Annotated in this window: 15 protein-coding genes and 1 pseudogene; 7 read left to right on the top strand and 9 right to left on the bottom strand. The window is 50.7% G+C overall.

Translation table 11 applies throughout. The features are described from left to right. Position 1 precedes the first annotated feature (1 nt). On the top strand, positions 2 to 901 hold the full coding sequence (locus KI379_RS05780) for a carbohydrate ABC transporter permease (protein WP_145135403.1): 900 nt from the start codon (positions 2 to 4) through the stop codon (positions 899 to 901). 126 nt (positions 902 to 1,027) lie between these two features. On the opposite strand, the gene KI379_RS05785 is transcribed toward KI379_RS05780, so the two are convergent. The 3 genes from KI379_RS05785 to KI379_RS05795 all read right to left on the bottom strand — a co-directional run bounded on the left by KI379_RS05785 (position 1,028) and on the right by KI379_RS05795 (position 5,625). Continuing rightward, on the bottom strand, positions 1,028 to 1,504 hold the full coding sequence (locus tag KI379_RS05785) for a MarR family transcriptional regulator (protein ID WP_089546294.1): 477 nt from the start codon (positions 1,502 to 1,504) through the stop codon (positions 1,028 to 1,030). Positions 1,505 to 1,668: 164 nt separating this feature from the next. Then, positions 1,669 to 2,742, bottom strand: a complete 1,074-nt coding sequence (locus KI379_RS05790; RefSeq protein WP_212983028.1) for a flavin-containing monooxygenase — start codon at positions 2,740 to 2,742, stop codon at positions 1,669 to 1,671. 228 nt (positions 2,743 to 2,970) lie between these two features. Then, positions 2,971 to 5,625: a DUF4855 domain-containing protein gene (locus tag KI379_RS05795; RefSeq protein ID WP_212983029.1), complete on the bottom strand. Its 2,655-nt coding sequence runs from the start codon at positions 5,623 to 5,625 to the stop codon at positions 2,971 to 2,973. A gap of 335 nt (positions 5,626 to 5,960) precedes the next feature. On the opposite strand from KI379_RS05795, the gene KI379_RS05800 reads away from it, so the two are divergent. Further along, positions 5,961 to 6,233, top strand: coding sequence for a hypothetical protein (locus KI379_RS05800; protein ID WP_145022703.1), 273 nt, complete (start codon positions 5,961 to 5,963; stop codon positions 6,231 to 6,233). 271 nt (positions 6,234 to 6,504) lie between these two features. Next, on the top strand, positions 6,505 to 6,972 hold the full coding sequence (locus KI379_RS05805; RefSeq protein ID WP_212983030.1) for a DinB family protein: 468 nt from the start codon (positions 6,505 to 6,507) through the stop codon (positions 6,970 to 6,972). 84 nt (positions 6,973 to 7,056) lie between these two features. Here KI379_RS05805 and sigJ read toward each other — a convergent pair whose 3' ends face one another. Further along, on the bottom strand, positions 7,057 to 7,920 hold the full coding sequence (gene sigJ, locus KI379_RS05810; RefSeq protein WP_212983031.1) for an RNA polymerase sigma factor SigJ: 864 nt from the start codon (positions 7,918 to 7,920) through the stop codon (positions 7,057 to 7,059). 68 nt (positions 7,921 to 7,988) lie between these two features. Then, positions 7,989 to 8,654, bottom strand: coding sequence for an NAD(P)H-dependent oxidoreductase (locus KI379_RS05815; RefSeq protein WP_212983032.1), 666 nt, complete (start codon positions 8,652 to 8,654; stop codon positions 7,989 to 7,991). Between the two features lie 223 nt (positions 8,655 to 8,877). On the opposite strand from KI379_RS05815, the gene KI379_RS05820 reads away from it, so the two are divergent. The 4 genes and pseudogenes from KI379_RS05820 (at position 8,878) to KI379_RS05835 (ending at position 12,170) form a co-directional block, all read left to right on the top strand. After that, positions 8,878 to 9,660, top strand: coding sequence for a class I SAM-dependent methyltransferase (locus KI379_RS05820; RefSeq protein ID WP_212984618.1), 783 nt, complete (start codon positions 8,878 to 8,880; stop codon positions 9,658 to 9,660). A 45-nt stretch (positions 9,661 to 9,705) separates the two neighbouring features. Next, positions 9,706 to 10,659, top strand: a complete 954-nt coding sequence (locus KI379_RS05825) for a D-2-hydroxyacid dehydrogenase family protein (protein ID WP_212983033.1) — start codon at positions 9,706 to 9,708, stop codon at positions 10,657 to 10,659. Between the two features lie 245 nt (positions 10,660 to 10,904). Next, positions 10,905 to 11,338 (top strand): annotated as a pseudogene (locus KI379_RS05830) (DUF1259 domain-containing protein). 232 nt (positions 11,339 to 11,570) lie between these two features. Then, positions 11,571 to 12,170: a short chain dehydrogenase gene (locus KI379_RS05835; RefSeq protein ID WP_212983034.1), complete on the top strand. Its 600-nt coding sequence runs from the start codon at positions 11,571 to 11,573 to the stop codon at positions 12,168 to 12,170. 205 nt (positions 12,171 to 12,375) lie between these two features. Here KI379_RS05835 and KI379_RS05840 read toward each other — a convergent pair whose 3' ends face one another. From KI379_RS05840 to KI379_RS05855, 4 genes are all read right to left on the bottom strand, one after another. Next, positions 12,376 to 13,080 carry a DUF421 domain-containing protein gene (locus KI379_RS05840; RefSeq protein WP_076168942.1) on the bottom strand — a complete coding sequence of 235 codons (705 nt, stop codon included), beginning with the start codon at positions 13,078 to 13,080 and terminating at the stop codon, positions 12,376 to 12,378. A gap of 270 nt (positions 13,081 to 13,350) precedes the next feature. Then, a complete protein-coding gene (locus tag KI379_RS05845; protein WP_212983035.1) occupies positions 13,351 to 13,968 on the bottom strand; it encodes a hypothetical protein in 618 nt (205 codons plus the stop codon). A 204-nt stretch (positions 13,969 to 14,172) separates the two neighbouring features. Beyond that, a complete protein-coding gene (locus KI379_RS05850; protein ID WP_192714949.1) occupies positions 14,173 to 15,195 on the bottom strand; it encodes a cytochrome d ubiquinol oxidase subunit II in 1,023 nt (340 codons plus the stop codon). Continuing rightward, on the bottom strand, positions 15,192 to 16,496 hold the full coding sequence (locus KI379_RS05855) for a cytochrome ubiquinol oxidase subunit I (RefSeq protein ID WP_280518748.1): 1,305 nt from the start codon (positions 16,494 to 16,496) through the stop codon (positions 15,192 to 15,194). Before KI379_RS05855 ends, KI379_RS05850 begins: the two co-directional genes overlap by 4 nt. Between the last annotated feature and the right edge of the window lie 206 nt (positions 16,497 to 16,702).

Below are 16,702 nucleotides of genomic sequence, written 5' to 3' on the forward strand. Positions count from 1 at the left end.
GATGTATACCGAAACGGATACAGCCGCTGAAAGCGTCAGCCCCGTGAGAAAGCTCAGAAAAAACGAAGGCGGGCTCATCAAATATCTCAGTTTCCCCCAGATCACCATCATCGTGCTGCTGTGTGTGCTGGTCATTCTGATGCTGGTGCCCATTCTGTTCATGATCGTCAGCTCCTTAAAAAGCAATGCGCAAATTCTCGGCAATTTCTGGGGCCTGCCTTCTCCGGCCAAATGGAATAATTACGGCGCTGCGTTCACCAGTATTTGGCGATATATGGTGAATTCCATCTTGTATGCGGTCGGAGCCAGTGCATGTGTCATTCTGCTCTCTTCCATTTCAGGATATATATTCGCCAAAAAAAGCTTTCCCGGCAAAGAACTGCTGTTTATGATGATGCTGGCCATGATGATGATTCCGGGCGTGTTAACGCTGATTCCTTCGTACGTCCTGTATAATAATCTGGGACTAACGAATACACCTTGGGTGATCATTATTGCCGGTGCAGCCGGCGGGCAAATCTTCGGAACCTTCTTGTGCAGGAGTTTTATGTCCGGCATCCCCAGCGAGCTGTTTGAAGCGGCCCGGATCGATGGGGCATCGGAGATTCGCGTATTTTTTCAAATCGTCATCCCATTGTCGCTGCCGATCCTGGCCACCTTGTTCATCATGCAGGCTGTTGGCGTGTACAATGATTACATTTGGCCGCTGCTTACGATCAGGGACAGCAGTCTTCAGGTGGTTGCTGTCGGCCTTACCGTCTTTACGAAACAGTTCGGCATCACCGATATGGGAACGCAGTTTTCGGCATACGCCATTTCCTCGATTCCGTTAATTTTGATTTTCTCTTTCGGCATGAAATATTACATTCAGGGCATGACGCAGGGGGCTTTGAAAATGTAGCGTGTGAGATGAATCGTTTCAATGTAGCGCTCTCGGCGCTGTGCTCACTTCAACGAGTAACAAAAAAAGCAGCCGGGCGGCTACCGGTTGCTTTTTGATTTGAGGTTCGTTTGCCGGTGATACGTGTCAGCGATAGAAGTCAACCATGTCTGCAAACAGGCGCTTGATCAATTCAAGCTCGGCATCGCTGTACCTTCCCAAAAACTCGTACATTCTCTGCTTTTCCAACGTATGGAGCTCATCATGCGCAGCAAACAGCTTTTTGCCGGCAGGAGTTAGCCGAAAGTACACTTCCTTTTTGTTATCGTTTAGCTGGGCTTTCCGAACCCAACCGGCTTTAAGTAACTTGCTCGCGATCTTGGAGGTGTTCCCTTTGCTCAAATTCATCTTTTCCGCGATGGAAGTGACATTGATCGGCTCCTGCTCCCCGATGCACGCAATGGTGTGCAGTTCTGTCATGTTCAAACTGAATTCGGCACCGATATGCTTCCGGATATCTTCGAGATAGGATGCGGATATTCGGGATTCATATTCTTCTTTTTGCTGAAGAAACTGAATAAAAAATTCATGAATGGCGGCTTTGCTTTTATCTGCAGTATCCATGGTTCATGCTGGCTCCTCGACTCATTTTTTTTAGTATATCATAAATCGTTTCCTGAGAAATAATTACGCATACTTCTAGGCAAGGTTGACACGTCGAGGGTGGCCGGTACACGGGAAGCTGGTTTCAGACTTTTGTTTGCGAGCGAAAAAAAGAAGAGCTAAACCTAGATAATTCCCGGCGAGAACAGCTGCATTGACTTTAAATCATTATTTATGTATTCGGCGATACGTCTGGCATCATGCTGTACCCACCCCAAAAGTGCAGATCCTCTGCAGGACAGCCACGGAAGACCGATGAAATATAGGCCTGGAATATTAGAAATACCATTGAACTGGGTAATTTCTTGATGTTCATTAAAGAGATGATTGATTTGGATCCAGGAGAAATCCGGGCGGAACCCGGTTGCCCAAATGATATTGTCAGCCTCAATATGTTGATCGTCCGCAAAAAACACAGTACGTGACTCCGCGCTGGCTGCCCTCGGAAATAGCTTGATTTTCCCTCCTTTTAATCGTTGTTTTAATTGGTATCCATAGATTTGCTCAGGTTGTTGGCGTAACCATTTCCCGCGTTTGGTGTGATTTCCGGCCTGTAAGAAACCCAATTTGTCGTAATACCAAAAAATGCTCTTTCCCAATATGTACAGAGGTTTAAAATGGAGCTGGTTTGATGCGGATAAATAGACATCAAAGTCATTTGACAGTTCTACTGCAATTTGTGTACCTGAATTTCCTGCTCCCACAACCAACACGCTTCCAGGTGTAAGCTGGCCGGGATTCCGGTATACGGAAGAATGAAGCTGAGTCGTATCATTTGAAATGGATTGGCTTATGGCTGGAACATACGGTTTATGAAAAGGCCCTGTAGCCACGATTACATTTTTGGATTGAATCGTTCCTCTGCTAGTCCCCACTTCAAATCCCCTTGGAATGGAGGTTAACGATTTGACTTCCGTATCCAACTGAATCGGAAAATCAAAGGTTAAAGCGTATTCCGATAAGTATGCGGCAACCTCATCTTTTGTAGGGAGACCATTCGGATCCCCAGGCAAATCAAGACCAGGTAAACGGCTGTAATTCCTGGGTGTGAATAATTGTAAGGAATCGTATCTGTTGCGCCAGGAATCGCCTAAGGCTTTGGCTTTATCGATTAACATCAATGGTATTCCTTTTTGCTTTAAGAAGTAGGCAGCTGCAAGACCAGCCTGTCCGGTACCAATAATCAAGACATCCAGCATAGAAATTCCTCCAAGTAAAATGAATGTTGATTATATAATACATGATCATTTGTTCATATGTAAATGAAATGAATAGAATCTTCGCTTAAAGCCAAGTCCAGATATATGGAATAGGGGGATTATACGGATGCCGAGCAAGCAAGAAAGAAGGCTGCCGGTTCAACGGCAGTCTTCTTCTCACAAGGACTATATAGATGATAAGAGGAGATTTATCTTATACCAAAGTTCTTACTCTCTTGACTGCGAGAGGTTATAGATCCCAAACTCATAAAAGGAATATCCATAATCGGTGGCTCTTTCAATCCCCTGAAATTTAACGTACCTGGCTGTAACGGGGGCAAATTGGACAGTTTCTTTGCCTTCATGGGCCGTAATGATGCCATCATTGTCCTGGATCACGCTGCTCCAGTTCTGCTGGTCGTCGGAGACAAGGATTTTGTAAGTTTTGGCGCGGGCGAATTCCCACTCGATCCGGACGGTATCGAATGCTTTGGCTTCGCCTAGATCGACCTGGAACCAGCTGTCATTCACGTAGTTGCTCGCCCATCTTGTCGAAGAAAAACCATCGACGGCATATTTCGGCGCCAAGGTCGAAACGGAGCCTTCGACGGAAGAGGCGGTTACGCTTTTATTTTCCGCCAGGTTACCGGCAAGATCATACACCTCTTCTTTCAACGAGGCATAAGCCGTATCGGAAACAATACGATCCGCGTACAGTTGATCCAGCTTTGCATTGAAACCTTTGAGGAATAGATCAAACTGCGCAGCATTCTTTCCTTCAAAACGCTTCATCTGGTCCAGCTGCGCGTTCAACGAGCGGGGAGCTCCGGGCGTCGTGAACTGCTTTTGCTCGGCGAAGAGGTTCACGTGAGCTTTCATGGTGTCAGCGGTAGATGCCGCCCGGATCGTGTAAGCTGTCGTCTTGGATTTGGCAGCCGCCACGGTAATGGCCAGTTGATGCTTACCCGGCATTCCCTTCAGATCAATCGGCGTTCCCGGGGCGTAGGGTTTGCCGTCGAAAGTGGCCGTAACCTGGGTCAAACCGCTGTCATCGTCTTGGACTTCCCATGTGAATGCAACTGTTTCAGTATTGGGAACAACCACATCGCCATTTAACTTTTGTCCGTTGATAAATACGTCTGCTTCAGGTGGTGTACTGTTATGAATGTCGTATGTTCCGTTCAAGTATTGATACAGCCAGTCATACATGAGACGCAGGCCGGGATCTTTGCTCACCGCCAAACTATAAACCGCATTATTTCCCTGGTAATAAGCTCTGAATCCCTTTTGCATCAAGCCGGTTGCGGCGCCGCTGTTCAAGTAATCGATATAACGCTCACGGAATACGCCGTCCTGAAGCATCCGGTCATCAAATTCGACTTCATTCGACATTCCGTACCGCTTTGCAGTATTTGCGGCATCTTCCAGCCGGTCTTGATCCATGCCGCCAAAGAAATAGTTCGGTTGAAGGGCCGCGGCATCAAATCCTACGTCTTTCCACATATAGCTTTTATAAGCCAAAGAGTGGGGGATCCAGAAAAATTTCAGATTCATGTCATGGATTTTGCCGCTCACGGCTTTAATCAAGCCCGGTCCCGTTTCGCTTGTGCTGATTTGTTCTTCCAGCCAGTACATGCCGACAAGCTCCAGATTGGAATAATTCGCGGCCTGCCATCTTTGCCGGACCTGGTCCAGCCACCACTGAACCGCTTTTTTTCTGTTTTCGAGGGCTTTCTCTTGTCCGACGACAGAGGCATTAAAGCTTAACGATTCCCCTGACCCGTCCACATCGCCAAAATCGTTTAAAGATTCCCCTGGATTCGGAATCATGAGCACAACCTTCTCTTTATAATCAGGTTGGTTCAGCTTGGACCCGACTTCCTTGGTCGCCTCATTCAACTGCTGCATATCTCCCGCAGCTGCAAAGGTTTTGTCCAAATACCAGGTCCAGTCCCCCAGATTTGTTTGCCCCAGACCGAAATCCCGGCCGGCAGGGGAAGCAAGCCCGAGATATAAAACACCGTCAAAAAGCCAATCGGTAGGTTCCCCGTTCTGATCCACGTAACTGATGTTCGGGATGATCCGTTCCTTGGTCCAGTCCCCCAAACCATCCGCATACTGTCCGTTATACAGCAGATTCAGATTCCGGATCCCGCCCGTAGCTTCGCCCGGCTCCAAAAAATGAGGCTGCTCAGCGGGAACCTTTACCGCTCCGTCCATCTTTCCGTCCGTGCCCATAATTTCAATTTCGTCAATGTATTCCCATAGGGTAGGATGCGTCGTGAAAATGACTTTTACATAGCGGGCATAAGCCAGCTTGCCGTCCGTACTCCCGCCTTGGATTCCGTCCCGGCTGCCGTCCCACGCAAACATTTCCTCCCTTGGCGGTCCTTCTCCCCAAAGCAGTTGAGTGGCGTTATGGGAGAGAAGGCCCCAATTCTCCTTATCGTCCGAGACATACATCGATACCGTGAGAGGCACGAGGATGGAGTTGGCAGGGTAATCCTGAAAAAAATGGGCGGTTACTTTTCCGATCGACTTCTCCTCACCCAAATCGAACACGACTTCGCGCGCTTTGCCCCGAACATGTCCTACCAAGGCCGGGTCATTCATATCTAATTGTCCATATTTCCCATCTGTAAGCTTATTCCCGGCATCAGGATGTGACGGATCCGGGGCTTCAGACCATTCATAAGGAAGTCCAAGGGCAAGATTACGGAGCTTTGGCTGCTCCTCATCCGGTGGCGACGCGGGATCATCCGCCGGGGAAATCCCTTTTGCCTGCATCGTCGGAACCAGCTCGCTCGCTTGGGCCGCCGGAACCAGCGACACCATCATGACTGCAGTCATGGCAACCGCAGCCCATCTTTTATACCAACTCATCAAGTTCAGCTCCTTTTCTCAAGTTAAGAAACCGCTTTCAAATTTTGGTCAGCATTTTCTCCGAATCAAACTTTCCGTCACCCCCTCACTGCGATTCGATCTGATAGGTGTAAGTCATGGTGACACCCTCCGCATGATTGATGGTAAATGGGGCCTTGTATGCAAGGCAAGCAACATTTTTTGATGCGTTCGCAATATTTTCATAAGGCTTGGAGGGAGGGGATTTCATTGTCTTTTTTGTGTATCAGTGTATTTTGCTTTGGATATGTTAGCATCCAAGAAATCTATCATTTTTACGAATAGAATACATCATAGATTTCGAGGAGGTGAGATCCATGCCGAAAAAACCACGGGTAAAGCAAGGGGACGACTTGATGATCGTTGCCGATGCCTATGTGTTGTATTCCCAAAACATTTCTTTAAACACGGATGCATTCAGAGCGGCCGTACGGACGCGGAATGCACAAGCCGTCCGCAATATTCTAGGACTCCCCAGACCGTCTTCCATCTCGTTCTTTACGGCTCAAGACGGGAGACGTTGTGTCAACATTGTCTTTTCTTCAGGAACAACCTCAGGCAGATTAACGATCTGTGTACCTCGCCAATAGTATTTTAAGCGTAGGGAACTCCAAGCTGTCTAGCTTGGAGTTTTTTGATGTTCACTTGTCGTCCGGCCCGAATGAATAAACGGCTTTTTAGCTATAAGTATCAAGACATGCTGATGTTGTTTCTATTACCATACATAGAAGAACGGCTTAAGATAATCATCACTATGGCATGCGAACTGAGCATAGAAGGAAATGGGTCCAGGCTGGCGAACTCCTCAGATAACCTGAATTTTAATAAAGGAAATTATGGTATGAAGGGGGCGTTAAGGAAATGAAAACGATTCGCAACATGTTCGAGCAGCTGTATTGGGCCGACAAGCGCATACTGGATGCGCTGGAAGCTGGCGGGGATGGGGAATCCGAAGCCGAAGCGGTCCGGCTGCTAAGTCATACTCTGCGTGCGGAGCAGGTGTGGTTCACCCGGCTGCAGGGACAGGACAGCAACCACCTGCCGCTTTGGCCAAACGACAGTCTGGATGACTGTAAACGTCTTGCGCAAGAGATGCGGGAAGCCTTCAGCGCATATCTCGCTGAGCTAACCGACGAACGTCTGGACGATGTGATTTCCTACATCAACCAGTACGGGAGGTCGTATCGGACATCTGTTCAAGACATTTTGACTCATCTTGCGCTGCATGGCCAGTATCACAGGGGGCAAATCAACATGAAGCTTCGCACAGCCGGCATGGAGCCGATCAACGTGGATTATATTACATTTGTGCGCCTGCAGGGACAGTAATACCCCGTTCTCACTCAAGCGAAAAAGTCATAACCACAGATCGTGGCTATGACTTTTTTGGATGACCGGTGCTGAGTTCGTACGCTAGAAAATATGCCCCAGCTTGTCGGGGTTTCGAACAATATAGATGTTGTGGATCTTCCCATCTTCGAAGTGAAAGAGCAGCACTCCATTGACTGCGCTGTCTTCCGAACGCAGCAGTATGGCAGCTTCTCCATTGACTTCCCCCATTTCGACAGTCGTTCCTTCTCCAAACATGGCTGCTTTACGCATACCGCCGAGAAGGTAGCGGCCGACCCGTTCCCGGGAGACAACCGGATGGACTGTTGCAACCACTTTGCCGCCACCGTCGGCAACCAGCACGACATCTTGGTCCAGCAGCGATAAAAGCTGATCCATGTTCCCTTTCTTGAGCGCTCCCATAAATCCATGAACCCACTGCTGGCTCTCAGGGTGGATCTGAACGGGCTCATCGGAGATCCGTCCCATCTTGGCGCTTGCACGACTGAACAGTTTCCGGCAGCTCACTTCGCTTTTTTCCATAAGCTCGGCGATCTCGTTGTAATTGAAGCCCAGCGCTTCGCGTAGGATGAACACGGCACGCTCGGAGGTCGTCAGGTTTTCCAGCAGAACAAGCATTCCATAAGAGAGGAGATCATCTCTTTCCAATGCTTCCGTTGAATCGTCGTTTAACATGAGAAAAGGCTCGGGAAGCCATTCCCCATAATATTCCTCCCTTTGTTTTCGTGCCGATTTCATCATATCTTTACAGTGGTTCGTGACCATTTTGCACAAAAAAGCCTTGGGCTGCGTTAAACGTTCCCGTGGGACATCATGTACCTTAACAAAAACATCCTGCACGGCGTCTTCCGCATCGGAAACCGAACCCGTCAATTGATAAGCAAGCTTGAATAACAGCTTCTTGTACTGCTTGTAAAGATCCTGCATCCGACTTGCTCCTTCCGCAGCTGATTTTCTATTTTCACCTTAAAGGAATCAGGACTTTTACACAACCCTTACCGCCACTCGACGATCTCATCGAGGCGCTGCCTTGCTTTTGGACGTTTGGGGTCCTCTTGCCGGTATCCGAAAGCAACCATACAGGATACGCCGAAATCGCCAGCTCCGATGATACCCTCGTTTTGTAAAATCGAGGTCACCTGCTTTTTATCAAAACCTTCGATGGGACTGGAATCAATGCCGATTTGAGCCGCGGCTGTCATCATGTTTGCCAGAGCAATATACGTTTGTTTACATGCCCATTCAAACAGGAGACGGTCATTATTTTCGAGCTCCGTTTCGATGAAGGTTTTATAGAACCCGGAAACCCGCTGCACCACTTCTTCAGGCATATGCTGGATGTCTTTCAGCATTTTAATGACATGAGCCGAATCATGCCTTAAGTCTTGTCTGGCCAAAATCACAACAAAATGGCTCGCCGTAGGCAGCTGTCCCAGGGCACCGCCCGTGACAGGTTTTAACTTTTCGCGGAGCGCCGCATCCTGAATCACGACAAACTTCCAAGGCTCAAGGCCAACCGAACTCGGAGACAATCTACCTGCCTCCAAAATAAAGCGGAAGTCTTCATCCGGGATTTTTTGGCTGCTATCAAATACATGGCAAGCATGTCTGAATTGAAAAGCCTTTAAAATTTCTTCTTTTTTATTCTCCGTTGCGATCATATGGGATCAACCTTCTTTCGTGGGTTTACACATATAACGAGGTAAGGCCGGCATTTGTGACCGCTGCTCAAACGCGACTCTTGGTTCATTTACAATACGGAAGTACTGTGTTAAATTTAATTTTGTATCGACAAGTGATATTTAGTTTCATCCTGTGAAACATATTAGTGGCTATTTTATACAATCGATTTGGATACTGAGGATGGATTAAGGGAGGACTATGATGGACGAGTCGAGGAAAAACCAGGTAAAGCAGCAGTTTTCCCGGAATGCGGATAAGTACGTGACGAGCGCAATCCATGCCAAAGGCGAGGATCTGGCCTGGCTCGTGTCATGTGCCAAAGCCAATGCGAATATGAATGTGCTTGATATCGCAACAGGGGGAGGACATGTGGCCAATGCGCTTGCCCCGCTGGTTCGGCATGTAACGACCTGTGATTTAACCCGTGACATGCTGGCGGCAGCAGAACGCTTTATCGGCGGAAATGGACACACAAACGTTAGCTACATAACGGGAGACGCGGAGCAGCTGCCTTTTGAAGATGAATCCTTCGATCTGGTGACCTGCCGGATCGCCGCGCATCATTTCACAGATGTACCGGCGTTTGCCGCCGAGGCTCTGCGGGTTGCCAAACCTGGAGGGAAACTGCTCTTCATAGACAACGCAGCTCCCGAGCAGGACCCTTTGGATCAATTTTATAATGATATCGAAAAGTTACGGGACCCGAGCCATGTCCGGGCATGGAAGAAATCGGAGTGGATTCATCTGCTCGAAAGCACCGGCTTCCGTATCGAGATGGCCGTCTGCTTCCCGAAACCGTTCCGGTTTCAGGATTGGTGCGAGCGGGCCGGACTCCCGCAAGCGGAGAGAGAGGCTTTAGAGAACAAGATGCTGCAGTCTGCAGAAGATGTACGCCGGTTTTTCTCGATATTTTCTGATGAAAACGGCAGGCTTTCCAGCTTTTCCGGAGAATCCGTCTATATTCAGGCTGTCCGGGTGGAGTAAGCAGAGCTTGGACTAACCAAAATCGGGAAGGGGAAATAACGGATAATGAAATGTGCAATTCTGGACGATTATCAACGGGTTGCCTTATCGATGACGGACTGGTCGGCCGTCGCGGAGCACGTCGAGCTCCGTGTATTCGATCATCATTTCGATGACGAAGAGGAGCTGGCTGCTGCGATCGAAGATTGCGAGATCGTCGTCATCATGAGGGAGCGGACGCCGTTCCGGGAATCGCTGTTCCGGCGTCTGCCGCGCCTGAAGCTGCTGGTGACGACAGGCATGCGCAACGCCTCGGTCGATCTGGCCGCGGCTGCGGAACGAGGCGTCGTCGTATGCGGGACGCAAGGAGGCGGCGAGGGGACGACGGAGCTGACCTGGGCGCTCATTCTCGGGCTCGCAAGAAGGCTGGTACAGGAGAACGAAGCGCTGCGCAGCGGCGGAGCCTGGCAGAGCACGATCGGTGTAGACCTGCTCGGCAAGCGGTTAGGGCTGCTCGGCCTCGGCCATATCGGAAGCAACATCGCGCGCATCGGGCAGGCGTTCGGCATGGAGGTTATGGCCTGGAGCCAGAACTTGACCGCCGACAAAGCCGCCGCCGCGGGGGTGAAGCTCGCATCGTCGAAGGACGAGCTGCTGGAGAGCAGCGATTTCGTCTCCATCCATGTCGTGCTCAGTGACCGCACGAGAGGGTTGATCGGCGCGCGGGAGCTTGGACTCATGCGTCCGTCCGCTTACCTCATCAACACCTCGCGGGCACCGATCGTTGACCGTGAGGCTTTGATCGATGCTTTGCGCAGCGGTAAGATCGCCGGTGCCGGCCTGGACGTATTCGAGCAGGAGCCGCTGCCTATAGACGACCCGCTCCGGACGATGCCGAACGTGCTGGCCACGCCGCATATCGGTTACGTTACCGAAGCGACCTACCGCGCCTACTTCCGCGGCATCGTCGAGGCGATCGATGCGTACCTGAAAGGCTCGCCCGTGAATGTGATTGGGTAACGATATTCAACCCATATGCCAATAAGCTAAGCCCCCGTTAGGGGGCTTTTTTTGTGTGGTGAACACCGATTATGTCCTTGCAAGGACATACCGCTGTTCATGCATTAACCCATATAAGCAGTTCAATGGGAGGGGGAATCAATCCAGCATTTAAAAAATAGTCTTTTAATCGTTCATATTCGCCTTTCCTCTCTTTCTCTTCTCTTCATAGTATGTTGGTATATTACAAGATTGGGAATGAACAGATGGCAGTTAGTCCTAGTCCGCTTTGTAAACAATTCGCTTCCATTTTGAAGGCGACTCCGCAGGTTATTAACGGTGTTTGTACGGCTTCATCGGTCAGAAACAACATTAAGCCAAGGATTTTAGGTAAGAGAACCAAATCATTTCTGGCCATCCCGCAGGCTTTTTCCTTTGAAAACATTGGCCGTGACGGGAAAGCCTTGTGCCTTGGCGAAACCGTTATTTTAACCGCAGAAATCAATCCTTTTATTTCCCGACTTCGCAGTCATGGTATCAAGTAACCGCGCTGCATAACCACTGGTTGTTTACGAACCCTAATATTTGGTATATTCACTTCGAAAAAAATGCGAAACCGTTAACTTTCGCAAGAGACGTTCGGGATGCGCTCGATGTCCTGACAACGAAAACGGTTCGGCCTGTTATGATTAAAAAATAATCAACAGGTCAAAAAGGTCCGCCAAAGGCGGATCTTTTTTTGTCTCTGCTCAGAAGCGATCATCACAATATCAATTAATAGTCCGAAGAGATCACGTCCCGATGTGTACAGGCTTCCCGCGAAGTGTTATCAGCCCACATTGATGGGAATTCTCCTATTGTGTTAAAATTTCTTGTGTTTGTTCAATGATATGAGCTTGCCAAACAGCAAGCTGGCGTAGGAGGGTTCGAACATGAAAATATTGATCGTCGGCGCAACGGGTACGCTTGGAACGGCGGTTCGCCATGAATTGGAGCAGAGCCATGAGATCATTACGGCCGGACGCAAAGGGGCTAACGTCACCGTCGATATGTCGGTACCTGATAGCATCATCGCCATGTATGATGCTGTCGGCAAGGTCGATGCGGTGATCTGCACCGCTGGACAAGCTTACTTCGGTCCGCTGGAGGAATTAACACCGGAACGTAATGAAATCGCGGTCTTAGGGAAGCTGAAAGGACAAATCAACCTCGTGCTGCTGGGGTTGGATCATGTAAATGATCAAGGGAGCTTTACCCTGACCACCGGTATTATTATGGACAGTCCCATTGTGGGCGGAATCTCATCCGCGATGGCGGGCGGCGCCATCAAAGCCTTCGTACAGTCGGCAGCCATTGAAATGCCAAGAGGAATCCGGATCAACAATGTCAGCCCGAACGTACTGGAGGAGTCCATGGATACCTATGGTCCTTATTTCCCGGGCTTTGAGCCTATACCTGCTAGAAGAGCTGCCTTAGCGTTCCGGAAAAGTGTGGAAGGTGCCCAGACCGGACAAACTTATACGGTCTATTGAAGTAAGACGACCGAAGCGAATATTGTTATCCCTAAAGTCGAAGCCAGTTTAACGAATGTAGCTGTCAGCGAACAAGAGCTTTGGCAGATATGCAGAGCCAGTGGTTGGAGGATATCCAGCGACTGGCTATTTTTATGCAGTTCCTCGTTCTGCTATCCTCTACAGGATCCGAAGGTTGGTAAATCGAATGATGGAACCCCAGGTCTTATCTGCCGCTAGCGTCCTTGTCATAGGTCTGGACGTAAATACCGTCCCCTTCCTGCCATTCGGCGATCAGAACGTCTTTATAATCGGTTATGTGATACGGTTCCAGCTGTGCTCTCAACCAGGATTCGTCAAATCCGAGATCCTTGATTTCGTCCCACAATACTTTCCCGTCACGGATGATCGTTACGGGAACGTATACCGGTTTGTCCGGCAGATTCAAGTCCTCCCCGGTCGTTTTCTGATACCGGGACTTTTTTAAAATGCTGAGGGAGCCGTCGGCCTCCAAATAGCAGAAGGCGACCTCCCGAATCGAGAAGGTTTCGCTCTGGCGGAGCAAGCTTTGCAGCTGGTTTATGTTCATCCGGTTTTTCTTCAGCGCCTGAAGATCCAGGACGCCGTTTTTGATCAATGCAGAAGGCTTGCCCTCAAATATCCCCCGGAAAAACAGCGATTTTTGCCCCAGGTATTCGATAATGACAAGCAGCACTCCCCACAGGCAGATGGAATAGATGATATAAGACAGCCCGACTTTCGGTTCATACAAGGCATTTCCGAGCAGCTCTCCAAACACGATGGAGGCGATAAAGGTGAAGGGCGTAATTTGTTTGATGATTTTTCTTCCGGCAAATCTCACGATCACAAACAATAAAAAAAATCCGACGATTAGTTTGAGGGTTACGGGCCCTAAATGAATTTCCGGCATATCATTAACCTCGCAGCGGTTTCTATTTTGGAATACATTCTATGTATGCCCATATTGCGCCCGATATTTACTATCTACGTTTCAAGCAGGACGGTAACACAAAAGAACCGGCATTTGGCCGGTTCGTGAATTAAGGATAAGTATGTGCATCTAAAGACTTGGATTTCCGATATCGTAAGGAAAGCTTCCGCTAAGTGCAGCCTGCTTTCCTTGAAGATTCGTCGATCGGCGTTTTTCTAATGCGGCGAGTGGCGGAATGAAAGACAGATGTTACAGTTTGCTTACCGTCAGCAATCTTTTTCCCATGAACCATATGACAGTGCCGGTGCCCCACAGGATCAGGGCGGACCCAAGGCCGACTACGGACATATAAGCATTGATGTGAGCCGTACCAAAGCTGGCCTCTACAGGCAGGAACAACAGTGTTGCGAGCGCGAGCAGACACAGTAATGCCCCGGTTAGATGGTAAAACTTGACCCGGAACAAAAAGGCCAGCGGAAAAAAGTGAATTCCGACAATCAGAGCGGTCACGATGGGGATCAACGCCGTGCGGCCGGCGGCATTGCAGACGGCAACCGCAATGGCGATTGCGGCACCTTCTGCCGCAAAGACGATATTGAAAAGGATGGCGATCCGTTTGCCGGGCCTTGCATCAGTTACTGAGCTTTGATCCTTGATCTTCCGCGACCCGCGGATCAGCGAGGCACCTCCGATGAACAGCACAACCCCGATGGCGACAGCTGCGGCTAACCACAAAGGAGCTGCGAACTCCTGCAATCCCATGATGCCGGTATACGCCCACAGCGTACCGAATAAGGCCATAAAAAAAACGCCGCTTGCCGTTCCGCGTATGGCGGAACTATGGATGGTGCCAGATGGTTTTTTCATAATGTTAACTCCTCCGAATGGATATGATCTTCACTGGATTCATCATATCAAAAGGACCGAAACTCCCGGTATTCACGGTTGTCATGACTTTGATATGACAGTTGTCATCAATTTCCCTATGCTCAAACGCCGCCATGTTTCGGTAGTATGCCATGCAAAAGAAGCCGGCCGGCAATGGGCGACGGTCAGCTTCTTCAGATCGTATTATTTTGTCCGCAAGTACCGCTTGTCCTTCAGGAATAACCACCAGAACAAAATAAACGCCGGCAGCAGAATGACGGTGCCGAAGCCGTAGCCCCAGAGCAGCGACACGAACATCGAGTGGTTCGTAAAACCGGCTTCCACGGTCAGGTCAGGGTGTACGATGTAGGGCATATGCGCTCGCCCATAGGCGTAGCTCGCCAGGGCAAACTGCAGAATCACGGCGACGACGGACAGGCGCAGCCAGCCTTTTCTGCCGTTTTTCCGGCGGATCCACAGTGCACCGTACCCGATGGCAAAAGCGACGACCGACAGCAAGAACCACATCGACTGCTCCTGCATCCGGGCTACGATCCATAACGCTTCCGGGACCATCGTAAACGTCGCCAGGACGGCCATCGCCAGCGCCAGCGGCCCCAGAACGACCGCAATGGAGCGGTAGTGCTGCGAGACCTGTTCGTCGCCGGCTTCCCGGCCGTAGTCGGACAGGAACAAGGCGGACAGGAACAGCTCGGTCAGAATGCCGAAGCCGACGTGGGCGTACAGCGTGGCGCTGGTCAGCAGCTTCCCGAACTCGAGCTGGGGAAACCCCTGGCTCATGTGAATAAATCCGCCGAGCGAAATCGGCAGCACGCTGACGAGCAGACCGGGGATCAGCAGTCCGGTGACGCCGGATACGATCCGGAGCGCCAGTTCATGCTTCTGGACAGAGTACGAATAGACGATGAACGCGCTCCGAAACAGCAGCAGGACGAGCACCAGGCTCACTGGCACAAGCAGGAGCGTGCCCAGGACATAAGCGGCCCGGGGAAAAAAGCCGACCAGCGCGACCACGAGCAGGACGAGGAAGACGTTGGTCACTTCCCAGGAAGGGGACAGGAAGCGATTCGCGATGTCGGCCGCATGCGGATTCCGTCTGCTGAACACCATAGACCAGAAGCCGGCGCCGAAGTCGATGGAACCGGCGATGGAATAGATGAAAATAAAGCACCAGAGAATGGTGATCGCAAGCTGCGTGTCGCTCATAGGCTTCTCCCCTCTCCGTTGACGCCCTCCACCCCGTCGAAGGTGACCGGATGCCGTTTGAAATAGTAGTACATCACCACGGCCGTGACGATGAGCAGAAAAACATACAGGCCAAGGAAAAGGACAAACAGCGAACCGAGATGCTGCGCCTTCGTCGCGGCCGATGCCGTCGTCTGCATATGGTAGATCGTCCACGGCTGACGCCCCGTACAGCTGAACACCCAGCCCGTTTCAATGCCGATCATGGACAGCGGGCCGGCCAGCAGCAGGGCGGACAGCAGCCACCTCGGATAAGGACGCTTGGTCAGCAGCCGCAGACCGACCGTAAAGGCCGATGCGAGGATCAGCAGCGTGCCGATCCCGACCATGACGTTGAACAGCGTATGAATGATCAGCGGAGGCCACTGATCCTCCGGAAAATCGTTCAGACCCTTCACCACCGTGTCGAACCGGTTGCCCGCCAGAAAGCTGAGCGCCCACGGAATTTCGATGGCGCCTTTAATACTGCGGGTTTCTTTATCGGTGACACCGCCGATCGCGAGCGGCGCATAGGCTTGGGTCTCAAAGAGCCCCTCGGCGGCCGCCAGCTTTTCGGGCTGATGCTCATGCAGCATTTGTGCGGTTTCGTGGCCGCTAAGCGCCGTCATGAGCGAAATGATGCCGCCGATAAGCAGTCCAAGGAACAGGCTCTTCTGGTGATAAGCCCGCTCGCGGTCCGACGATCCGCGCTTTAGCAGCTTATAGGCGGCTACCGAAGCGACCGCAAATGCGCCGGTCATATAGGCCGACAGCAGGACATGCATGGCCGTCGTCGGCAGGCTCGGGTTGAACACGGCCGCCCATGGATGGACGTCAAACACCCGGCCGTTTTCCATCCGGAAGCCGCTGGGCGTGTTCATCCAGGCGTGAGCGTCGGTAATGAGCACGGCGGACATGCTGGATCCGATCGCAACGAAGATGACGCTCAGAATCCGCAGTGTTCCCGGAAGCCGATCCGCTGCGTAGACATAGATGGACATGAACAACGCCTCGAGGAAAAAGGCCCAGATCTCAATCTGGAAGGGAAGCGCGATCACTTGGCCGACGATTTCCATAAAGCCGGGCCACAAGAGGGACAGCATCACGCCGACCAGGGTTCCCGACGGAATGGCGACGCCAAGGAGAATGGCGAGGCCTTTGGTCCAGCGTTTGGCGAGCGTGGCGTAGTCCTTGTCCTTTTTCACCTGGTACAAAATTTCCGCGATCACGATCATGAAGGGGATGCCTACCCCGAGTGTCGCAAAGATGATATGAAACGCCATGGACGAGTGCCAGCATAACGTTATCCATAAGAAGCCTCCGTTCTGAGCGTAAAGTCGCATCTTATTGTGAACCAAGGTTATCCAAAGTATTCCTGCGCAGATAAATAACGCCAAGAGCGTAAAGCGGCCGGAACAGAGAGTAAGCAGGCGGGGACAATGGATTGTGGCTGTAACCATCCTGACTGTATAATGAAGATAAGATGATT

It is taken from the genome of Paenibacillus cineris (assembly GCF_018333335.1).
Taxonomy (GTDB): Bacteria; Bacillota; Bacilli; order Paenibacillales; family Paenibacillaceae; genus Paenibacillus_AQ; species Paenibacillus_AQ favisporus.